The organism is Nitrospirota bacterium (assembly GCA_040754395.1).
Taxonomy (GTDB): Bacteria; Nitrospirota; Thermodesulfovibrionia; order Thermodesulfovibrionales; family SM23-35; genus JBFMCL01.
In genome coordinates this window covers 22,711-38,196 of sequence record JBFMCL010000001.1, presented here as the reverse complement: position 1 = coordinate 38,196, position 15,486 = coordinate 22,711, and the positions used below count along the sequence as shown (strand labels likewise).

The following is a 15,486-nucleotide window of genomic DNA, read 5'->3' as shown; positions in this document are numbered from 1 at the left end:
TCCTCAGATGTTTCGATTAAAGTTCACTATATGTCAGAACAGGCTGATAAAGAGAAAATCCCGTTTGTCATTGAAGTAAGAAAGAAGATACGCCTTCTCAACAGCATCGCTGCGTTTATCGTGGTCACCCTGCTTGCGGTGATCATGAGGTACCTTTACAAGCCGGCGAGTGAATTTATGGATTTCCTGCCTGATGTGTCCGTGACCCTTATAGTCGTGATAGTGCTCGTTCTGACAGCAATCGGCTTTTATCTGTGGAGGGTGGTATCGCGGCAGATCCTGCACAGCATAGAACGATACAGAAACAGGCTGAACAGTATTCTTCACATCACCCGGGAACTCAGGGAAGAAACATACAGTGATATCATTCTCGACAAAATAATGGAATATTCCCTTGCAATGACGAATTCCGACGCAGGGGCAATTCTGATGGTCGAAAGCGACAGTCTCGTATTCAAGATTGTGAAGGGTGCGAGGTCAGGCGAACTTATCGAGAAGTCCATATCGAAGGGGGAGGGCATTGCAGGATGGGTTGCGGAAAAGGGCATGCCTGTCCGCTTAGCCAATGCAAGAAAAGACGACCGGTATAACCCTGCGGTAGATGCAATAACCGGCTATGAGACACGATCTGTCCTTGCGGTTCCCTTCAGAATACGGTCGGGCGTTATCGGTGTCATAGAGCTCCTGAATAAAAAATCCGGCACCTACAGCAGCCGGGACGAGGAAATGATTACCTATCTGGCTGACCAGGCTGCGGTATCAATAGGAAAGGCAAAATTTTATGAGGATCAGAAAAATTATGAGATACACGTCACTGACATTCTTCTTGAAGCGATAGACTTCCAGATCCCCGAAAAGACGGGACATTCCAAGCGTGTGGCAAAGTACTGCAGCATTATGGCAAAGGCCATCAACATGTCTGAAGAAGATCAGAAGCGACTCTATTTTGCCGGCCTTCTCCATGATGTCGGATTTCTGAAAATCCGGGCAGACGAAAATTATCAGGGAGAATATTATATAAGACATCCGGTCATCGGATATGAAATGATTCGGCCGATCAATTTCTATGCAGACATTGCGCCCCTGATTCTTTACCATCATGAGCGGTATGACGGTTCAGGGTATCCGAAGGGACTCAAAGGAGAGGCCATTCCGCTCGAGGCACGAATCATTGCGATTGCAGAGGCGTTTGACGCGATGATAAGCGAGGAATCCTACAAGATCCCGCTCAGCTTCGACGATGCGATAAAGGAACTGAGTCGCAATGCCGGTACGCAGTTCGATTTCTGGCTGGTCGAAGTATTTGTCAACAACATCTCTCCCGAGCATCTAGAGTAACCCGCCGAATATTTCCCGCTCGATTGCCTGTTGCAGGGACACGTCATCCTTCCTGGTTCTGTATGCACAGAGCAGTTTGTCAACATACTCGTATGCGTTGCTGTACCCGGCTCTTCTGGCGCTTTCAATAAGTTCCCAGTCTCCTGTTTCAGCGAATTGACGGAATGCCGGAAGTATTTCCGGAAATATGATTTTTCTGGCTCCGCCAAGGAACACGATATAAAAGCCGAGTGATCCTTCCTTCTTTTTGCGGATAATGTAATGCATCATCCCGTTTTCGGACGTATCTGCAAGGATGTCCTTAACCGCCCGTGCAAAGATTTCTGTTTTTGTATTCTGGATGAGGAACAGCAGGTTCTTCCAGTCTCCTCCGATTCTTTTTCCTTCAGAAGCCTCACCCAGTTCATGATGAATATATGTTTCCAGCTCAGACCGTGCAACCCGGGATATCTTCCTGTCGGTATCCTCTGAGGGTTCCTCTGCTGGCGTGATGCCGTATTTGAGGAATGCGTACGCGAGTGCCCCATGTGACCCCCTGCATCTCATTTCCTCGAATTTCCCCCAAATGAGATGCCTGATCGGTTCTCCCCTCGCAAATATGGACATGTCCTGCAGCATGGCGGGGTGATCGGATAGATCCCTCGCATACTCCCTGCCCGCTTTATAGACAGTAAGCCCGTCGGCGCGATCTTTGGCCACAAGGTCTGCAAGAAAGAACACGGGTTTCATGTGTATGCCGAACCCCGCGCCGTATATCAGCCTGTCTCTTTCCAGTTCCGCATTGATCGCTTCGACCTCGAAAGGGTCGTATACGTTCCCGTTAAACGAGATCTTCCCAAAATCCTTGTTTTCGAGCGTTTTCCAGAGAGCCTCCCTGTCGGTAATCCATCTCCCGACATCCTCAGGATGAATCTGTTCCCACAACTGTATGCCCATTTCTGAACGGTAAAGCTCCCGCAATCTCAGGAGTAGACCGCACAGAGAATATGATCCCCAGTGCCGGGCATCGGAAATGTTGCAGTTGGCTTTTATCTGTGCGGCGAGCGTATCGATATTGATCATTGTGACCCTCTCTCATTATTGTAGCAGAAGAAATCATTTGCGTTGCATCTATTGGTGCGCAGTCAGGAGATTGCGGGAATGGAGATGGAGTGGTAATATTTCAGATCATGAAAAGAATCAGAATGCTGATTGAGTACGACGGCTCAGCATATCACGGCTGGCAGATACAGGAGGAAGGCGTCACTCTCCAGGGGATTCTTGAAGACAGGATTTTCAGAGTCACCGGAGAGCAATCAAGGATAACCGGTGCCAGCAGAACGGATGCGGGAGTACATGCCCTCGGACAGGTTGCTGCGTTCAAAACAGGTTCACTCCTTGAGCCTGCAACGATAAAAAAAGCAATGAATGCTGTTCTCCCTCAGGATATCAGAATTCTCGATGCATCCGAGACAGACGCTTCATTCCATCCGCGGGAAGACGCAAAGCAGAAAAGCTATTTTTACCTCATCACAAACCAGTACACATCGTCCGCCTTTCTCTCACGATATTCATGGCTTGTCAGGCAGCATATTGATGTCGGAGCGATGACCGATGCTTCCCTGATGCTTCTCGGAGAGCATGATTTTTCCTCATTCATGGGGGCAGGGAGTGATGTCAGAAACCCGGTAAGGAAGATCTTTTCATTGCACATTGAGCGTCTCGAGACGATGGACTTCATGACCGCGGTGATGAGAGGCAACTTTATTAAAATCAGTATCGAAGCGAACGGATTTCTCAGGCACATGGTAAGGAATATTGTCGGGACGCTTGTTGAGGTCGGAAGGGGAAGAATCCGGACTGAAAGGATCAGGGAAATCCTTATATCCGGAGACAGAAGGCGTGCGGGACAAACCGCTCCCGCTCACGGGCTTTTTCTGGAAAGGATCGACTATTGAACGTATCGTAAAAAAGGTTATCAAAGAGATGTCGTGAAAGGCTGGCAAGATTTGCAGGATTCAGATATAATGTAAGTGTTCTTGCATATGTGAAAAATCCTGAAAACCATTTCGCATTCTTCCTGTTTTTGTTCAATTGCATGTATTAGACAGTCTAGTGGAGGAAAAATGAAACAAAGAAGAACCTTTTATCTGATTGCAGGCTTGTCTTTTCTGCTTTTTCTTTTCGGAGGAGCAGTAGTCGGCCTTTATACCGACTGGCTTTTTTTTCAGGAGGTCGGCTATGAGAGCATATTCATGAAAGTCATCTCGGCCAGGGTCGCGCTGGGGCTGATATGCGGGGTTTTTGCCCTTGCGTTCATCATGGTCAATATTACCTATGTAAACAGAGCACAATTTGCTCCTGTCGAGCTTTTTTTCGACGGGCAGACAAGAGTGGCGTTCGATCTTGCGTCGCTGGCAAAATGGATAAAGCCGCTCACCTTCATCCTCGGGGGGTTAGCCAGTGTATATGCAGGCGCTCTGGGAAGCTCTCTCTGGAATGAGTTCTTGCTTTTTCAGAACCGTACAGGTGTGGGGCTCAATGACCCGGTCTTCGGAAAGGATATCGGGTTTTATCTTTTTTCGTTCCCCTGGTATGCTTCCATAAAGAATTTCCTCAGCCTCGTCATCTTCATGACGTTTTTTCTTGTCTCCTTTAACTATATCCTCAGAGGCGGGATAATTCTGCAGGAGAGGCAGGTCTCGATTGACAGGAGGGTGAAGCTCCACGCAGGAATCCTCGGCGGACTGTTTCTTTTCAACATTGCGTTCGGATTCTACCTTGATCAGTTCAACCTTCTTTATTCCCCGCACGGCATTATTTTCGGCGCAGGCTATGCAGACATTCATGCGCGGCTGTTTGTCCTGAAAATGCTGACCGTCCTGACAGCACTGAGCGGGATTCTTTTGATCATCGGTGCATACAAGGGCTCATGGAAAATGATGTTCGTACCTTCAGTGATTACGGTTCTCGTCTATATCGCGGGATTCCTCGGATATCCGGCGCTGCTGCAGAATCTCAAAGTCACACCGAACGAACTCGAACTCGAGAAACAGTTTATCGAAAACCATATTAAATTTACCCGGTTCGGCTATGACCTCGAGGGGATAATGGTCAGTCCCTTCGATGTCTCATATAATCTGACGGCACAGGACATCGTACGGAATAACGCCACGATCAAGAACATCCGGCTTTGGGATGATACCCCGATCCTGAGGACATACAGCCAGCTTCAGCAGATAAGGACGTATTACAGTTTCAAGGACGTGGATAATGACCGGTATACGATCAACGGCGAGTATATGCAGGTAATGCTGTCTCCGAGGGAACTCTCTTACGACAACCTTCCCAGCAGATCATGGATCAATGAAAAGATCGTGTTTACTCACGGATTCGGGATATCGATGGGACCGGTCAGCAGGATATCGAGGGAAGGTCTGCCGGAGTTCATCATCAAGGACATCCCGCCTGTATCTGCATCTGATCTGAAAATTACAAGGCCGGAAATATATTACGGCGAATTGTCCAGCGACTATGTAGTGGTAAAGACGAAAGCTCCCGAATTCAATTATCCGACATCAGAAGGAAACATTTACACCTCTTATGAAGGCAAAGGAGGGGTAGAACTCTCCTCTGTCATGAAAAAGGCTGTTTTTGCCATGAACTTCCAGTCTGAAAAAATCCTTCTTTCCTCCGATATCATCTCCGGAAGCAGGATCTTATATTACAGGAATATCATTGATCGCGCCCGGAAGATTGCTCCTTTTCTCATGTATGATTCAGACCCCTACGTCGTGGTTTCTCAGGACGGCAGACTGTTCTGGATTATCGATGCGTATACTGTTTCGCACATGGTTCCCTATTCAAAGCCGCTGAATTCAAAGATCAATTATATAAGAAATTCCGTAAAGGTCGTTGTCGATGCCTACAACGGGACGGTCAATTTTTACGTGAGTGACCCGAATGACATTCTTATCAAAGTCTACAGTGCGATTTTCCCGAAGGTCTTTCTTCCCCTGTCGGAACTGGACAGCGACCTCAGGACGCATATCAGATATCCGAAGGGTTTTCTCCAGATACAGGCTTCCATGTTCTCCACGTACCACATGACTGACCCGAAGGTCTTTTATAACAAAGAGGATCTGTGGGAAATCCCTGCGTATGGCGATGAGGCGATAGAGCCTTATTATACCATCATGAAGCTTCCCGGAGAGAAAAAGGAAGAATATATCCTGCTTTTACCTTACACGCCTTCAAAGAGGGACAACCTGGCCGCCTGGATCGCGGGACGATGTGATGAGCCGAATTACGGCAATCTCATTGTATATACGTTTCCGAGGGACAGACTCGTATTCGGTCCCCGGCAGATCGATGCCCGTATTGATCAGGATTCCTATATTTCCCAGCAGCTGACCTTGTGGGGGCAGCGGGGTTCACAGGTTATTCGCGGGAGTCTTCTCATCATTCCCATAGAGAGTTCCCTTCTGTATGTGCAGCCCCTGTACCTCGCGGCTGAAGATAAAGGGGGGCTGCCCGAGCTCAGGAGGGTTATTCTTGCCTTTGAGAACAATGTGGTCATGGAAGAAAATCTGGAACTCGGCCTTCAGAGGCTTTTCGGGGGGAGGGTTGCACCGGTTTCCAGAGAGACAGGACTTCCGGATGAAAAAACGTCGTTTCATAATCTTGCCAGGGATGCTGTCAGCACATATGAACGACTGAATGAAATGCTGCGACAGGGTAATTGGGCAGGATATGGGGAAGAACTCAGGAAACTCGGCCAGATTCTGAAAAAGATGGTGAAATGAAGACCTCCGGCATGACAGGTTTTATAGCGATATCTTCATATGATACAGGGGCCTGTTCCAGGATAAAGTGATTCAATGACGGTATTCAGAAACCGGATTATCAGGGCAGCCAGATTGGATGCAGGCCTGTATGAAGAAGTTGAAGCTGATGCAGGCGCGCTTGGTCAGGCAATGGCGGTCGTGGTTCTTTCCGGCATTGCAGCCGGTATCGGGACGTTTCATTATGGTGGCTTCAGCGGAATGCTGGTCGGCACCATGGGAGCGGTGACCGGATGGTTTGTGTGGGCCTATCTCACATATTTCGTCGGCACAAAAATACTCCCTGAGCGGCAGACCAGTGCGACACCCGCCGAACTGCTCCGCACTACGGGTTTTTCAAGCTCGCCCGGCATTATCCGGGTGCTGGGCATTATTCCCGGTATTGCGGAAATCATCATGTTTGGTGCCTCTGTATGGATGTTTGTTGCCATGGTCATCGCGGTCAGGCAGGCCCTTGATTATCAGAGCACCCTTCGGGCAGTTGTCGTCTGTATCATAGGATGGATTATCCAGGTGGTATTCCTTGTGGTACTGTTTTCTCTTTTTAGGAAAACTCCGGGGTAGTTTCTCTTTTCCTGTTTGCCCCCGATTTTCATGATGTGCGGAAGCAGCAGGACAAATACAGTATCATCTCTTATCCCCGGGTTTCATCCTCCATACCACAAAAGATATTCAGCCAATCTTCAAACTGGCGGAGGTGCATTTCCCCGAATTTTGCGATATCCTGCTTTACCCTTTCAAGCGGCTTTTCTGCGCGCAGGAATTCCGGGCTCTTCGAAAAAAACTTGTCGGCAAAACAGATGATCTGCTCCTCAACCGATACAGGTCTCATATCCCGTTTCGGAACAGGCAGACCGTGCTCTTCGATATCCGCAAGTGATAATCCTGTTCCGATGTGTCTCTCACAGACCAGGGCGTGTCTGGGCAGCCCTTCTTTTTCGAGGATTTCCCTGCCGAGGTATCCATGGCAGATATAGGGTTTTGTGCCAAAACATCCGATACGGGGTTCATCAGTCAGCACTATCCCGATATCATGCAGCATGGAAGCCTCCCTGATAAACTCCATATCAGGAGCAGGTTGCTTCAGTCTCCCGGCGATCAGTGAGGCTTTTTCTGCAACCATCCTGCTGTGCTGTACAAGAAAATTGTAGGCATTTGATTCGGGACGGTAGTATTTGTTTATGATGTGTATCGGGTCCATGCGCTTACAGAGATACGTGGATCAATTCGCATCCGCAATTCTGGAGGGAAATGACGCACGCTGCAACTTATGCTGCAGTATCTATCCCTCAAACTTATGGTTTGACCTGGAGCACATTTGCAACTGTGGTGCACAGGTCATCAATGCTGTATGGTTTTGCGAGGACTCCGCGGAATCCATACTCACGGTAATTGAGCATCATCGGGTCATTCGAGTAACCGCTCGAAACAATCGCCCGCACATCAGGATCGGATTCAAGGAATTTCCCGATAGCTTCACTGCCATCCATCCCCTGCTGTATTTTCAAATCCAGGATCACCACATCAAATGCCTCGCCATCTTTCCGCGCTTTTTCATACATACGCAGCGCTTCTGCTCCTTCAGGGGCAAAACGCACATAGTATCCCAGGCGGTTCAATGCCCGGCTGATAAAGTTGCAGAATATCTCATCATCATCCATGATGAGGATGTTCAAGGCATGTTCAGTGTGCATTCCATGCCCTCTGCGGCTGTTCAGGTTTCCTGTATTACCGATGCTGTCCAAAGCGACTCCTCTTGCCGACTGCAGAACGAGATAAATACTGCAGTCCGCAGCAAATCTGTTTAAAGTTTATCACAGAATATACCCCAAAAAAACAAATTCTTTTCCGCAGAGGTATTCCGCTGATATAACTAACACCATTATAGTTAACTTGACAAAAAGTTACTCAACTTATATTATATGATAGTTGATTGGAGGAACAATGGCTTCTGATGTGAAAGACTTTTACAGGGTCCTCGGGGTGGACAAGAATTCCTCGCAGGATGAGATAAAAAAGGCATTCAGAAAACTCGCCCGCAAGTATCATCCCGACCTCAATCCCGGTGACAAGGTGGCTGAACAGAAATTCAAGGAAGTGAATGAGGCGTATGAGGTGCTAAGAGATGCGAAAAAGAGGGCAGAGTATGACCAGTTCGGCAGTTCACCGTTCGGGGCCGGAGGGCCGGGATTTGAAGGCTTCAGGACATATGGTCAGCGCGAGACCTTTGACTTCGGGAGCTTTGGGGACGTTTTTTCCGACCTCTTCGGGGCCCGGGGGAGGACAGAAACGCATTTTGGCAAAGGTTCGGACTTGCTTATGGGACTTGAACTCACACTTGAAGAGGCATTTTCCGGAGTAACGAAGCAGATTGTGTTCAATCGTCATGTTCCCTGCCCAAAATGCGGCGGCACCGGTGCTGAATCGTCCCAGGCGTGCAGTGCATGCAAGGGGACTGGGAGCACACAGACCTCAAAAGGGTTTTTCAAGATGTCCCAGGCGTGCAGTGCATGCGGAGGCACAGGAAGGAAAATAACCAGGGTCTGCGGAGCATGTGGCGGGCAGGGAAAAACAATTCAGGCTGAAACCCTGAAGGTCAAGATACCGAGAGGTGCGGACACCGGATCAAGGGTCAAAATACGGGGAAAAGGGGGGGCAGGAGAAGGCGGCGGCCCTGCAGGAGACCTGTTGATAGAGATAACCGTAAGGCCGCATCCCACCTTTAAACGGAAGGGGGAGGATATTTTCCTTGACCTTCCGGTTACCTTCGGCGAGGCGGTGCTCGGTGCAAGGATCGAAGTCCCGACTATCGATGGTATCGCCGCGATGACATTGCCCGCAGGAGTGCAGGGAGGACAACGGTTGAAGCTTTCAGGAAAGGGTTTCCCGAACCCGAAGACCGGCGTGAGGGGAAACCAGTATGTGGATATAAAAATCGTTGTTCCGAAGGATTTGGACAGCGGCGCAAAAGATGCGATCAAACAGGTTGCAGCGCTATATAAAGAGGATCCAAGAAAGGGGCTGTTGAGACGATGATTGATTCCAGAGACAAAAAACAGCCTGTTTATATGATCAGCGTGGTATCGAGGATGCTCAAGGTGCATCCCCAGACCCTCAGGCTGTATGAGCGGGAAGGCCTGATAACCCCTCACAGGACAAAGAGGTCAAGACTCTATTCCCAGGAGGATGTTGAAAAACTCGCAATGATTCTCCGGCTGACACGGGAACTCGGCGTAAACAGGTCAGGGGTGGAGATTATCCTGAGGCTCAGACACAGGCTTGAGGCCTTCCAGAGAGAAATGGAAGAGATGTTGCATTATCTTGAAGACGATACAAGAAGAGAGTTTGTTAAAAGGGTAAAAAGGATTTTTCGTGAGGAATAACGTGGTCCTGCATCTGGCGACCGCACGAACCCGGAGACTATGCAATTGAATACCGTATGCAGTAGAAATGCATGCAGTACAGAAAGAAATTGTTTCTGCAGTCCCGAAAGGATAGGAAGCAGTTCAGATAAAGGAGGATTTGTATGGAAAAATTTACCATAAAGAGCCAGGAGGCGGTACAGGAGGCGAAGCAGTTTGCCGAGAGAAAAGGGAACCAGCAGATAGACGCTGAGCATCTCCTTTGGGCTCTCCTTGCAGATGAGGAAGGAGTTGCCTCTCAGATACTGAGACAGATCGGGGTCAATATCGAAATGCTCCGCAAGGATTCTGAAGGGGCGGTTGACAGATTTCCCAAGGTAGTCGGGGCGACACCTGTAGGGCAGATGTATATTTCACCGAGACTGAAGGAAGTTTTCGAGAATGCCCGAAAAAGCGCAGGCCATCTGCAGGATGAATATGTCAGCGTAGAACATCTTCTTATCGCGCTTATTTCAATAGGCGGACCATGCTCTGACCTGTTAACACGGTATGGCGCAACAGCAGATAAGGCGCGTGCTGCAATGAGAGAGATCAGAGGGGCTCAGCGTGTTATAGACCCAAATCCGGAAGACAAATATCAGGCGCTGAAACGGTTCAGCCGTGATCTTACCGAACTCGCGCAAAAAGGAAAGCTCGACCCGGTCATAGGGAGGGATGACGAAATAAGAAGAATCATCCAGGTGCTTTCCCGGAGGACAAAAAATAACCCTGTTCTGATCGGGGAACCGGGCGTCGGGAAGACCGCCATCGCTGAGGGGCTTGCGCAGCGAATCGTTGCAGGAGACGTACCTGAAACACTGAAGCAGAAGAAAGTGGTAGCCCTCGACATGGGCGCTATTGTCGCGGGGTCAAAATTCAGGGGCGAGTTCGAGGACAGGCTGAAGGCTGTACTCAAGGATATTGAACAGGCAGAGGGCAGGGTCATCCTTTTTATCGATGAACTGCATACCCTTGTGGGAGCCGGTGCAGCAGAGGGTGCGATTGATGCATCAAACATGCTCAAGCCTGCACTCGCAAGGGGCGATCTCAGGTGCGTCGGCGCGACGACAATTGATGAGTACAGGAAGCATATCGAAAAAGACCCTGCACTCGAGAGAAGGTTCCAGCCCATCCTGATTAAGGAGCCGGGTGTTGAGGATACGATTTCTATCCTGCGGGGACTGAAAGAGCGCTATGAGGTCCACCACGGGGTCAAGATAAAAGATGCCGCGCTGATCGCTGCTGCAGTTCTTTCGAACCGCTATATTACCGACCGGTTCCTTCCGGACAAGGCGATCGACCTTATTGATGAGTCTGCATCGAAACTCAGGATGGAGATTGACAGCATGCCGATCGAGCTGGATGAGATAGAAAGAAAACTGCGGCAGTACGAGATCGAGAAACAGGCGGTGATGAAGGAGGATTCAAAGGAATCAAGGGAGAAACTCGACAAGATAAAAAGGGAAATAGCTGAGCTCCAGGTGAAACGTAATGAGTTGAGGGCGCAGTGGATGAGCGAGAAGGAAATCATTGCCGGTATCAGGGGACACAAGGAGCAGATCGAAAAGACGAAGACAGAGACCGAGAGGGCTGAACGCGAAGGGGACCTTGCAAAGGCAGCAGAGCTGAAATACGGGAAACTGCCTGAGCTCCAGAAAGCGCTTGATGACGACAACAGGAAGCTTCTTGATGCCCAAACGAGAAGGAAGATGCTCAAGGAAGAAGTTGACGAAGAGGATATTGCAGAGGTTGTTTCCAAATGGACCGGGATACCGGTCAGCCGTATGCTTGAGGGCGAGGTACAGAAACTCATTCACATGGACGAGCGCCTCAGGCAGAGAGTTGTAGGACAGGATGAAGCGGTTGAAGCCGTATCAAATGCCGTGAGAAGGGCGCGTGCGGGAATACAGGATCCCAACAGACCTATCGGATCATTCATATTCCTCGGGCCGACCGGCGTAGGGAAGACCGAACTGGCGCGGGCCCTTGCGGAATTTTTATTCGATGATGAAAATGCGATGGTCAGGATAGACATGTCTGAATATCAGGAACGGCATACGGTCTCACGGCTTATCGGAGCACCTCCCGGATATGTGGGCTACGAAGAGGGAGGACAACTCACAGAGGCTGTGCGAAGGAAACCGTATTCAGTAGTCCTGTTCGATGAGGTTGAAAAGGCGCATCCGGAGGTATTCAATCTCCTGCTGCAGCTTCTTGATGACGGAAGGCTTACGGACAGCCACGGCAGGACGGTCGACTTCAGGAACAGTGTGGTGATCATGACATCGAATATCGGCAGTGGACATATACAGGAAATGCTCGAAGAAAGGGCAAAGAGACCTGATGCCTACTGGGTTATCAACAACGAGGAATTGAAGGAGAAAATCATGGCAGACCTGAAGATGTTTTTCAGGCCTGAATTCCTGAACAGGGTCGATGAGGTCCTGGTATTCAATCCGTTGACCAGGGATATTCTCAAGCAGATTGTCGCAATACAGGTCGACAGGATGAAGCGGTTCATCAGGGAGAAGAATGTGGAAGTGCAGCTAACAGACAGTGCAAAGGAATATTTTGCGGATATCGGGTTTGATCCCATTTTCGGGGCAAGACCGCTGAAGAGGGCGTTGCAGAAGGAAATCCTTAATCCCCTTGCAATGAAGATCCTTGACCGGACATTCAGGGAAGGGGATACGGTTGTGGTCGGCTTTGACGAGGAGCGGCTCACCTTCTCCAAAGAGTCAGCTGTAGAAGTCCGGGCATAGCCGGTCCGCAGCTATTGATGGATAGCTCCTGATTGATCGCGTTGACTAAACAATTTTTTTAAGCATCGTCACTCACGGAACAGTAGTCTCTGCTACAATTATACTATGTCGCAGAAAACCCGATATCAGGCTATCCCGTATCATCTGATTCTCATCTTTTGTATTCTCTCTGTCAGTTTCTGTCTTGCCGGATATCAGTATTATGTCCACCAGAGGGAACATATCAGGCTGGGGAAACAGGATGAACTTGCGGCAATCGCTGACCTGAAGGTTAACCAGATCGCAAACTGGCGGAAGGAGCGGCTGGGTGATGCAGGAATTATCTTTGGCAACCGGTTAATGAACGACTATGTGAGGGAATTTCTTGAGCGCCCCGGGACAGCGTTGCATGAACGGGAAATACTGAACTGGCTGCAGTGCTTTAAGCAACAGTATTCATATCATAATATCCTGCTTCTTGATGGAACGGGAAATATCCGGATATCGGCGACTGGCGAAAAGGAAATGCTTGGCCCTGATGCAAAACGGCTGGCAGCGGAGGCGCTCCAAAAGAGGCAGGTGGTCTTCTCAGACCTGTACAGGAGCAAGACCACGAATCTTATCAGGCTTACTCTTGTGGTGCCGGTTGTAGCTTCCCATAGACAGAAGAATGTTCCAATCGGGGCCTTCCTGCTGCGGATTGATCCGCAGGAGTTCCTTTATGCGCTTATCCAATCATGGCCAACGGGCAGTGCCACTGCCGAGACAATAATGGTCCGCAGGGAAGACAATGAAATCGTCTATCTGAATGAACTCAGGCACAGGAAGAACACGGCGTTGGATCTCCGTGTATCTGACCCTGGAAAGGATCACGTGCTGGCCATGGTCAGGGGAGGGATTGAAGGAGTGGCAGAGGGCATTGACTACCGGGGAGTCCCCGTGCTCGTAGCAACGAGGATGATCCCGGATTCTCCATGGTTTCTGATAGCCAAGGTTGATCAGGATGAGGTCTTTGCAACGGTCCGCGAACATTTCTGGTTTACGCTCGTGCTGGTAAACGTGTTTATTATTAGTGCAGGAGCGGTGCTCGGGTTTATCTGGAGAAACCAGCGGGCAAGTTTTTATCGTCAGCAGTATGAGGCGGAACTGGAAAGGGTTGCGCTCATACAGCACTATGAGTACCTGACCAAATATGCCAATGACATCATCCTGCTTATGGATACAAACGGACGCCTTACTGAGGTAAACGAACGGGCGGTCTCAGCCTACGGGTATTCCCGGGATGAACTGCTGCAGATGAATATACAGGATATACGGGCCTCGGAGGCGTTATCGGATCTGGACTACCGCCTAAGGGAACTGCATGAGTCTGGTGGTCTTGTATATGAGACGTACCATCAGAAAAAGGATAAGACGGTATTTCCTGTGGAAGTCAGTGCCCGGCTGATCGAGATCGAGGGGAAAAAATATTTCCAGAGCATCATACGCGAAATCAGCGAGCGCAAAGAGGCTGAATTCAGGATCCTTGAAGAAAAGAAACTCTCTGACTCAGTGATCAACAGCCTGCCGGGAGTCTTTTATCTTTTTGACGAGAACAATCGGTTCCTTCGATGGAACCGGAATCTGGAGGCAGTCTCCGGGTATTCATCTGAAGAGATATCACGCATGAGTCCCCTGGAATTTTTTGCCGGTGAGGAAAATATTCTGATTGGGAAGGCTGTCGAAGAAGTCTTTGCCCAGGGTGAATCAGTAATTGAAGCGAATTTGGTGTCAAAGGACGGAAGCAGGACTCCTTATTTCTTCACAGGGCTGCGTTTTGTTTCCAGTACCCACAGCTACCTGATCGGGACAGGAATAGATATCAGCAAACGAAAAAAGACAGAGGAGGAACTCCATGCCCTGAATGAGGAACTGGAGCAGCGTGTTGCACTCCGGACGAGACAGCTTGAGACAGCAAACAGAGAACTGGAGGCGTTCAGTTATTCCGTATCCCACGACCTCCGTGCTCCCCTGAGGAGCATAGACGGCTTTAGCCAGGCAATCCAGGAAGACTTTGCTGACAGGCTGGACACGGAGGGCATTGACTACCTTCAGCGCATCCGCAGGGCAAGCCAGCACATGGGACAACTGATTGACGACATGCTGAACCTGTCCAGGGTTGCCCGGTATGAAATGAAACATGAGGAAGTTGACCTCAGTGCGCTCGTCAGAGCCATCACCGCTGACCTTATGGCAGCACATCCCGGGCGTGACATGAAGTGTGTCATCGAGGATGGTGTGATAGTAAACGGTGATTTCCGTTTGCTGCGGATCATGCTCGAAAATCTGCTGAATAATGCCTGGAAGTTTTCGGCCAGGAACACGGAACCGTTGATTCAGTTCGGTACCACAGAGTACAAAGAGAGAAAAGTCTGCTTCATTCGCGACAACGGTGCAGGGTTTAACATGAAGTATGCCGTGAAACTGTTCGATCCGTTTCAGCGTCTCCATACCCAGGCAGAATTTCCGGGGACAGGGGTCGGCCTTGCGATTGTTTACCGGATTATCCAGCGTCACGGAGGACAGGTGTGGGCTGAAAGCGAGGAGGGAAGGGGAGCAACATTTTATTTTGCACTGTAATGAGGTATAATTTGTGCAAAAATTCTCCATAACCGTTGATAGGCGGAGGTTTCCGGGGAGGGGGATACCATGTACCAAAGGATTATTTTACTGGTTGAAGACAACCCTGACGATGTCGATTTAACGCTCCGTGCCTTCAAGAAAAACAATATCCTGAATGAACTCATAGTTGCAACCGATGGCGTTGAAGCCCTTGATTATCTTTTCGGCACAGGCGCTTTTCAGGGGCGTGACACGAGCATTTTGCCTGAGCTCATACTTCTTGACCTGAAACTGCCGAAAATCGATGAGCTTGAGGTGTTAAAACGCATCCGTGAGGATGAAAGGACACAGCTCCTGCCGGTGGTGATCCTGACATCATCAAAGGAAGAAAGCGATCTGATTGCAGGATATAAGCTGGGTGCCAACAGCTATATCCGCAAGCCGGTGAAATTCGATGAGTTTGTGGAAACCGTGGGACAACTCGGATTGTACTGGCTTGTCCTGAACGAAGCTCCCCCAAAACATCCCGAGCAATAAGGCACTGATTTCTTCAAAATATCAAAGTGCATGGTACGGAACAGG

General features: G+C 49.4%; 12 protein-coding genes. 9 read left to right on the top strand and 3 right to left on the bottom strand.

Features of this window, described 5'->3' with window-relative positions; translation table 11 throughout:
* The first annotated feature begins 30 nt into the window (after positions 1-30).
* Positions 31-1,338 (top strand): HD domain-containing phosphohydrolase, encoded by a 1,308-nt coding sequence (locus AB1552_00170; GenBank protein ID MEW6052192.1) that lies wholly within the window; start codon positions 31-33, stop codon positions 1,336-1,338.
* Here AB1552_00170 and AB1552_00165 read toward each other — a convergent pair.
* Positions 1,330-2,400 carry an Sfum_1244 family protein gene (locus AB1552_00165; GenBank protein ID MEW6052191.1) on the bottom strand — a complete coding sequence of 357 codons (1,071 nt, stop codon included), beginning with the start codon at positions 2,398-2,400 and terminating at the stop codon, positions 1,330-1,332. The two genes, AB1552_00170 and AB1552_00165, sit on opposite strands and share 9 nt — an antisense overlap.
* Before the next feature lie 89 nt (positions 2,401-2,489).
* Between AB1552_00165 and truA the strand changes: the two genes are divergently transcribed.
* The 3 genes from truA to AB1552_00150 all read left to right on the top strand — a co-directional run bounded on the left by truA (position 2,490) and on the right by AB1552_00150 (position 6,725).
* Complete coding sequence (gene truA, locus AB1552_00160; GenBank protein ID MEW6052190.1) at positions 2,490-3,275, top strand: tRNA pseudouridine(38-40) synthase TruA; 786 nt, start codon at positions 2,490-2,492, stop codon at positions 3,273-3,275.
* A gap of 168 nt (positions 3,276-3,443) precedes the next feature.
* Entirely contained in the window at positions 3,444-6,122 is a 2,679-nt protein-coding gene (locus tag AB1552_00155; GenBank protein ID MEW6052189.1) for a UPF0182 family protein, read from the top strand.
* 75 nt (positions 6,123-6,197) lie between these two features.
* On the top strand, positions 6,198-6,725 hold the full coding sequence (locus AB1552_00150; protein MEW6052188.1) for a YIP1 family protein: 528 nt from the start codon (positions 6,198-6,200) through the stop codon (positions 6,723-6,725).
* Between the two features lie 70 nt (positions 6,726-6,795).
* On the opposite strand, the gene AB1552_00145 is transcribed toward AB1552_00150, so the two are convergent.
* Together AB1552_00145 and AB1552_00140 are read right to left on the bottom strand one after the other, a co-directional pair.
* Positions 6,796-7,362 carry an HD domain-containing protein gene (locus AB1552_00145; protein MEW6052187.1) on the bottom strand — a complete coding sequence of 189 codons (567 nt, stop codon included), beginning with the start codon at positions 7,360-7,362 and terminating at the stop codon, positions 6,796-6,798.
* Positions 7,363-7,456: 94 nt separating this feature from the next.
* Entirely contained in the window at positions 7,457-7,906 is a 450-nt protein-coding gene (locus AB1552_00140; protein ID MEW6052186.1) for a response regulator, read from the bottom strand.
* A 199-nt stretch (positions 7,907-8,105) separates the two neighbouring features.
* On the opposite strand from AB1552_00140, the gene dnaJ reads away from it, so the two are divergent.
* The 5 genes from dnaJ (at position 8,106) to AB1552_00115 (ending at position 15,441) form a co-directional block, all read left to right on the top strand.
* Positions 8,106-9,197, top strand: coding sequence for a molecular chaperone DnaJ (dnaJ, locus tag AB1552_00135; protein MEW6052185.1), 1,092 nt, complete (start codon positions 8,106-8,108; stop codon positions 9,195-9,197).
* On the top strand, positions 9,194-9,544 hold the full coding sequence (locus tag AB1552_00130; GenBank protein ID MEW6052184.1) for a MerR family transcriptional regulator: 351 nt from the start codon (positions 9,194-9,196) through the stop codon (positions 9,542-9,544). Before dnaJ ends, AB1552_00130 begins: the two co-directional genes overlap by 4 nt.
* Positions 9,545-9,681: 137 nt before the next feature.
* On the top strand, positions 9,682-12,324 hold the full coding sequence (gene clpB, locus AB1552_00125) for an ATP-dependent chaperone ClpB (protein MEW6052183.1): 2,643 nt from the start codon (positions 9,682-9,684) through the stop codon (positions 12,322-12,324).
* Between the two features lie 105 nt (positions 12,325-12,429).
* The gene (locus AB1552_00120) at positions 12,430-14,922 is read left to right on the top strand and encodes a PAS domain S-box protein (GenBank protein ID MEW6052182.1); all 2,493 of its coding nucleotides are present in this window, start codon (positions 12,430-12,432) and stop codon (positions 14,920-14,922) included.
* A 69-nt stretch (positions 14,923-14,991) separates the two neighbouring features.
* Positions 14,992-15,441: a response regulator gene (locus tag AB1552_00115; protein MEW6052181.1), complete on the top strand. Its 450-nt coding sequence runs from the start codon at positions 14,992-14,994 to the stop codon at positions 15,439-15,441.
* The last annotated feature ends 45 nt before the right edge of the window (positions 15,442-15,486 follow it).

What these genes read in the sequence shown, in the direction of transcription:
- AB1552_00170 (MEW6052192.1), top strand. Translation starts at nt 31, where the DNA reads ATGTCAGAACAGGCTGATAAAGAGAAAATCCCGTTTGTCATTGAAGTA.
- AB1552_00165 (MEW6052191.1), bottom strand. Translation starts at nt 2,400, where the DNA reads ATGATCAATATCGATACGCTCGCCGCACAGATAAAAGCCAACTGCAAC.
- AB1552_00155 (MEW6052189.1), top strand. Translation starts at nt 3,444, where the DNA reads ATGAAACAAAGAAGAACCTTTTATCTGATTGCAGGCTTGTCTTTTCTG.
- AB1552_00150 (MEW6052188.1), top strand. Translation starts at nt 6,198, where the DNA reads ATGACGGTATTCAGAAACCGGATTATCAGGGCAGCCAGATTGGATGCA.
- AB1552_00145 (MEW6052187.1), bottom strand. Translation starts at nt 7,362, where the DNA reads ATGGACCCGATACACATCATAAACAAATACTACCGTCCCGAATCAAAT.
- dnaJ (MEW6052185.1), top strand. Translation starts at nt 8,106, where the DNA reads ATGGCTTCTGATGTGAAAGACTTTTACAGGGTCCTCGGGGTGGACAAG.
- AB1552_00130 (MEW6052184.1), top strand. Translation starts at nt 9,194, where the DNA reads ATGATTGATTCCAGAGACAAAAAACAGCCTGTTTATATGATCAGCGTG.
- AB1552_00120 (MEW6052182.1), top strand. Translation starts at nt 12,430, where the DNA reads ATGTCGCAGAAAACCCGATATCAGGCTATCCCGTATCATCTGATTCTC.
- AB1552_00115 (MEW6052181.1), top strand. Translation starts at nt 14,992, where the DNA reads ATGTACCAAAGGATTATTTTACTGGTTGAAGACAACCCTGACGATGTC.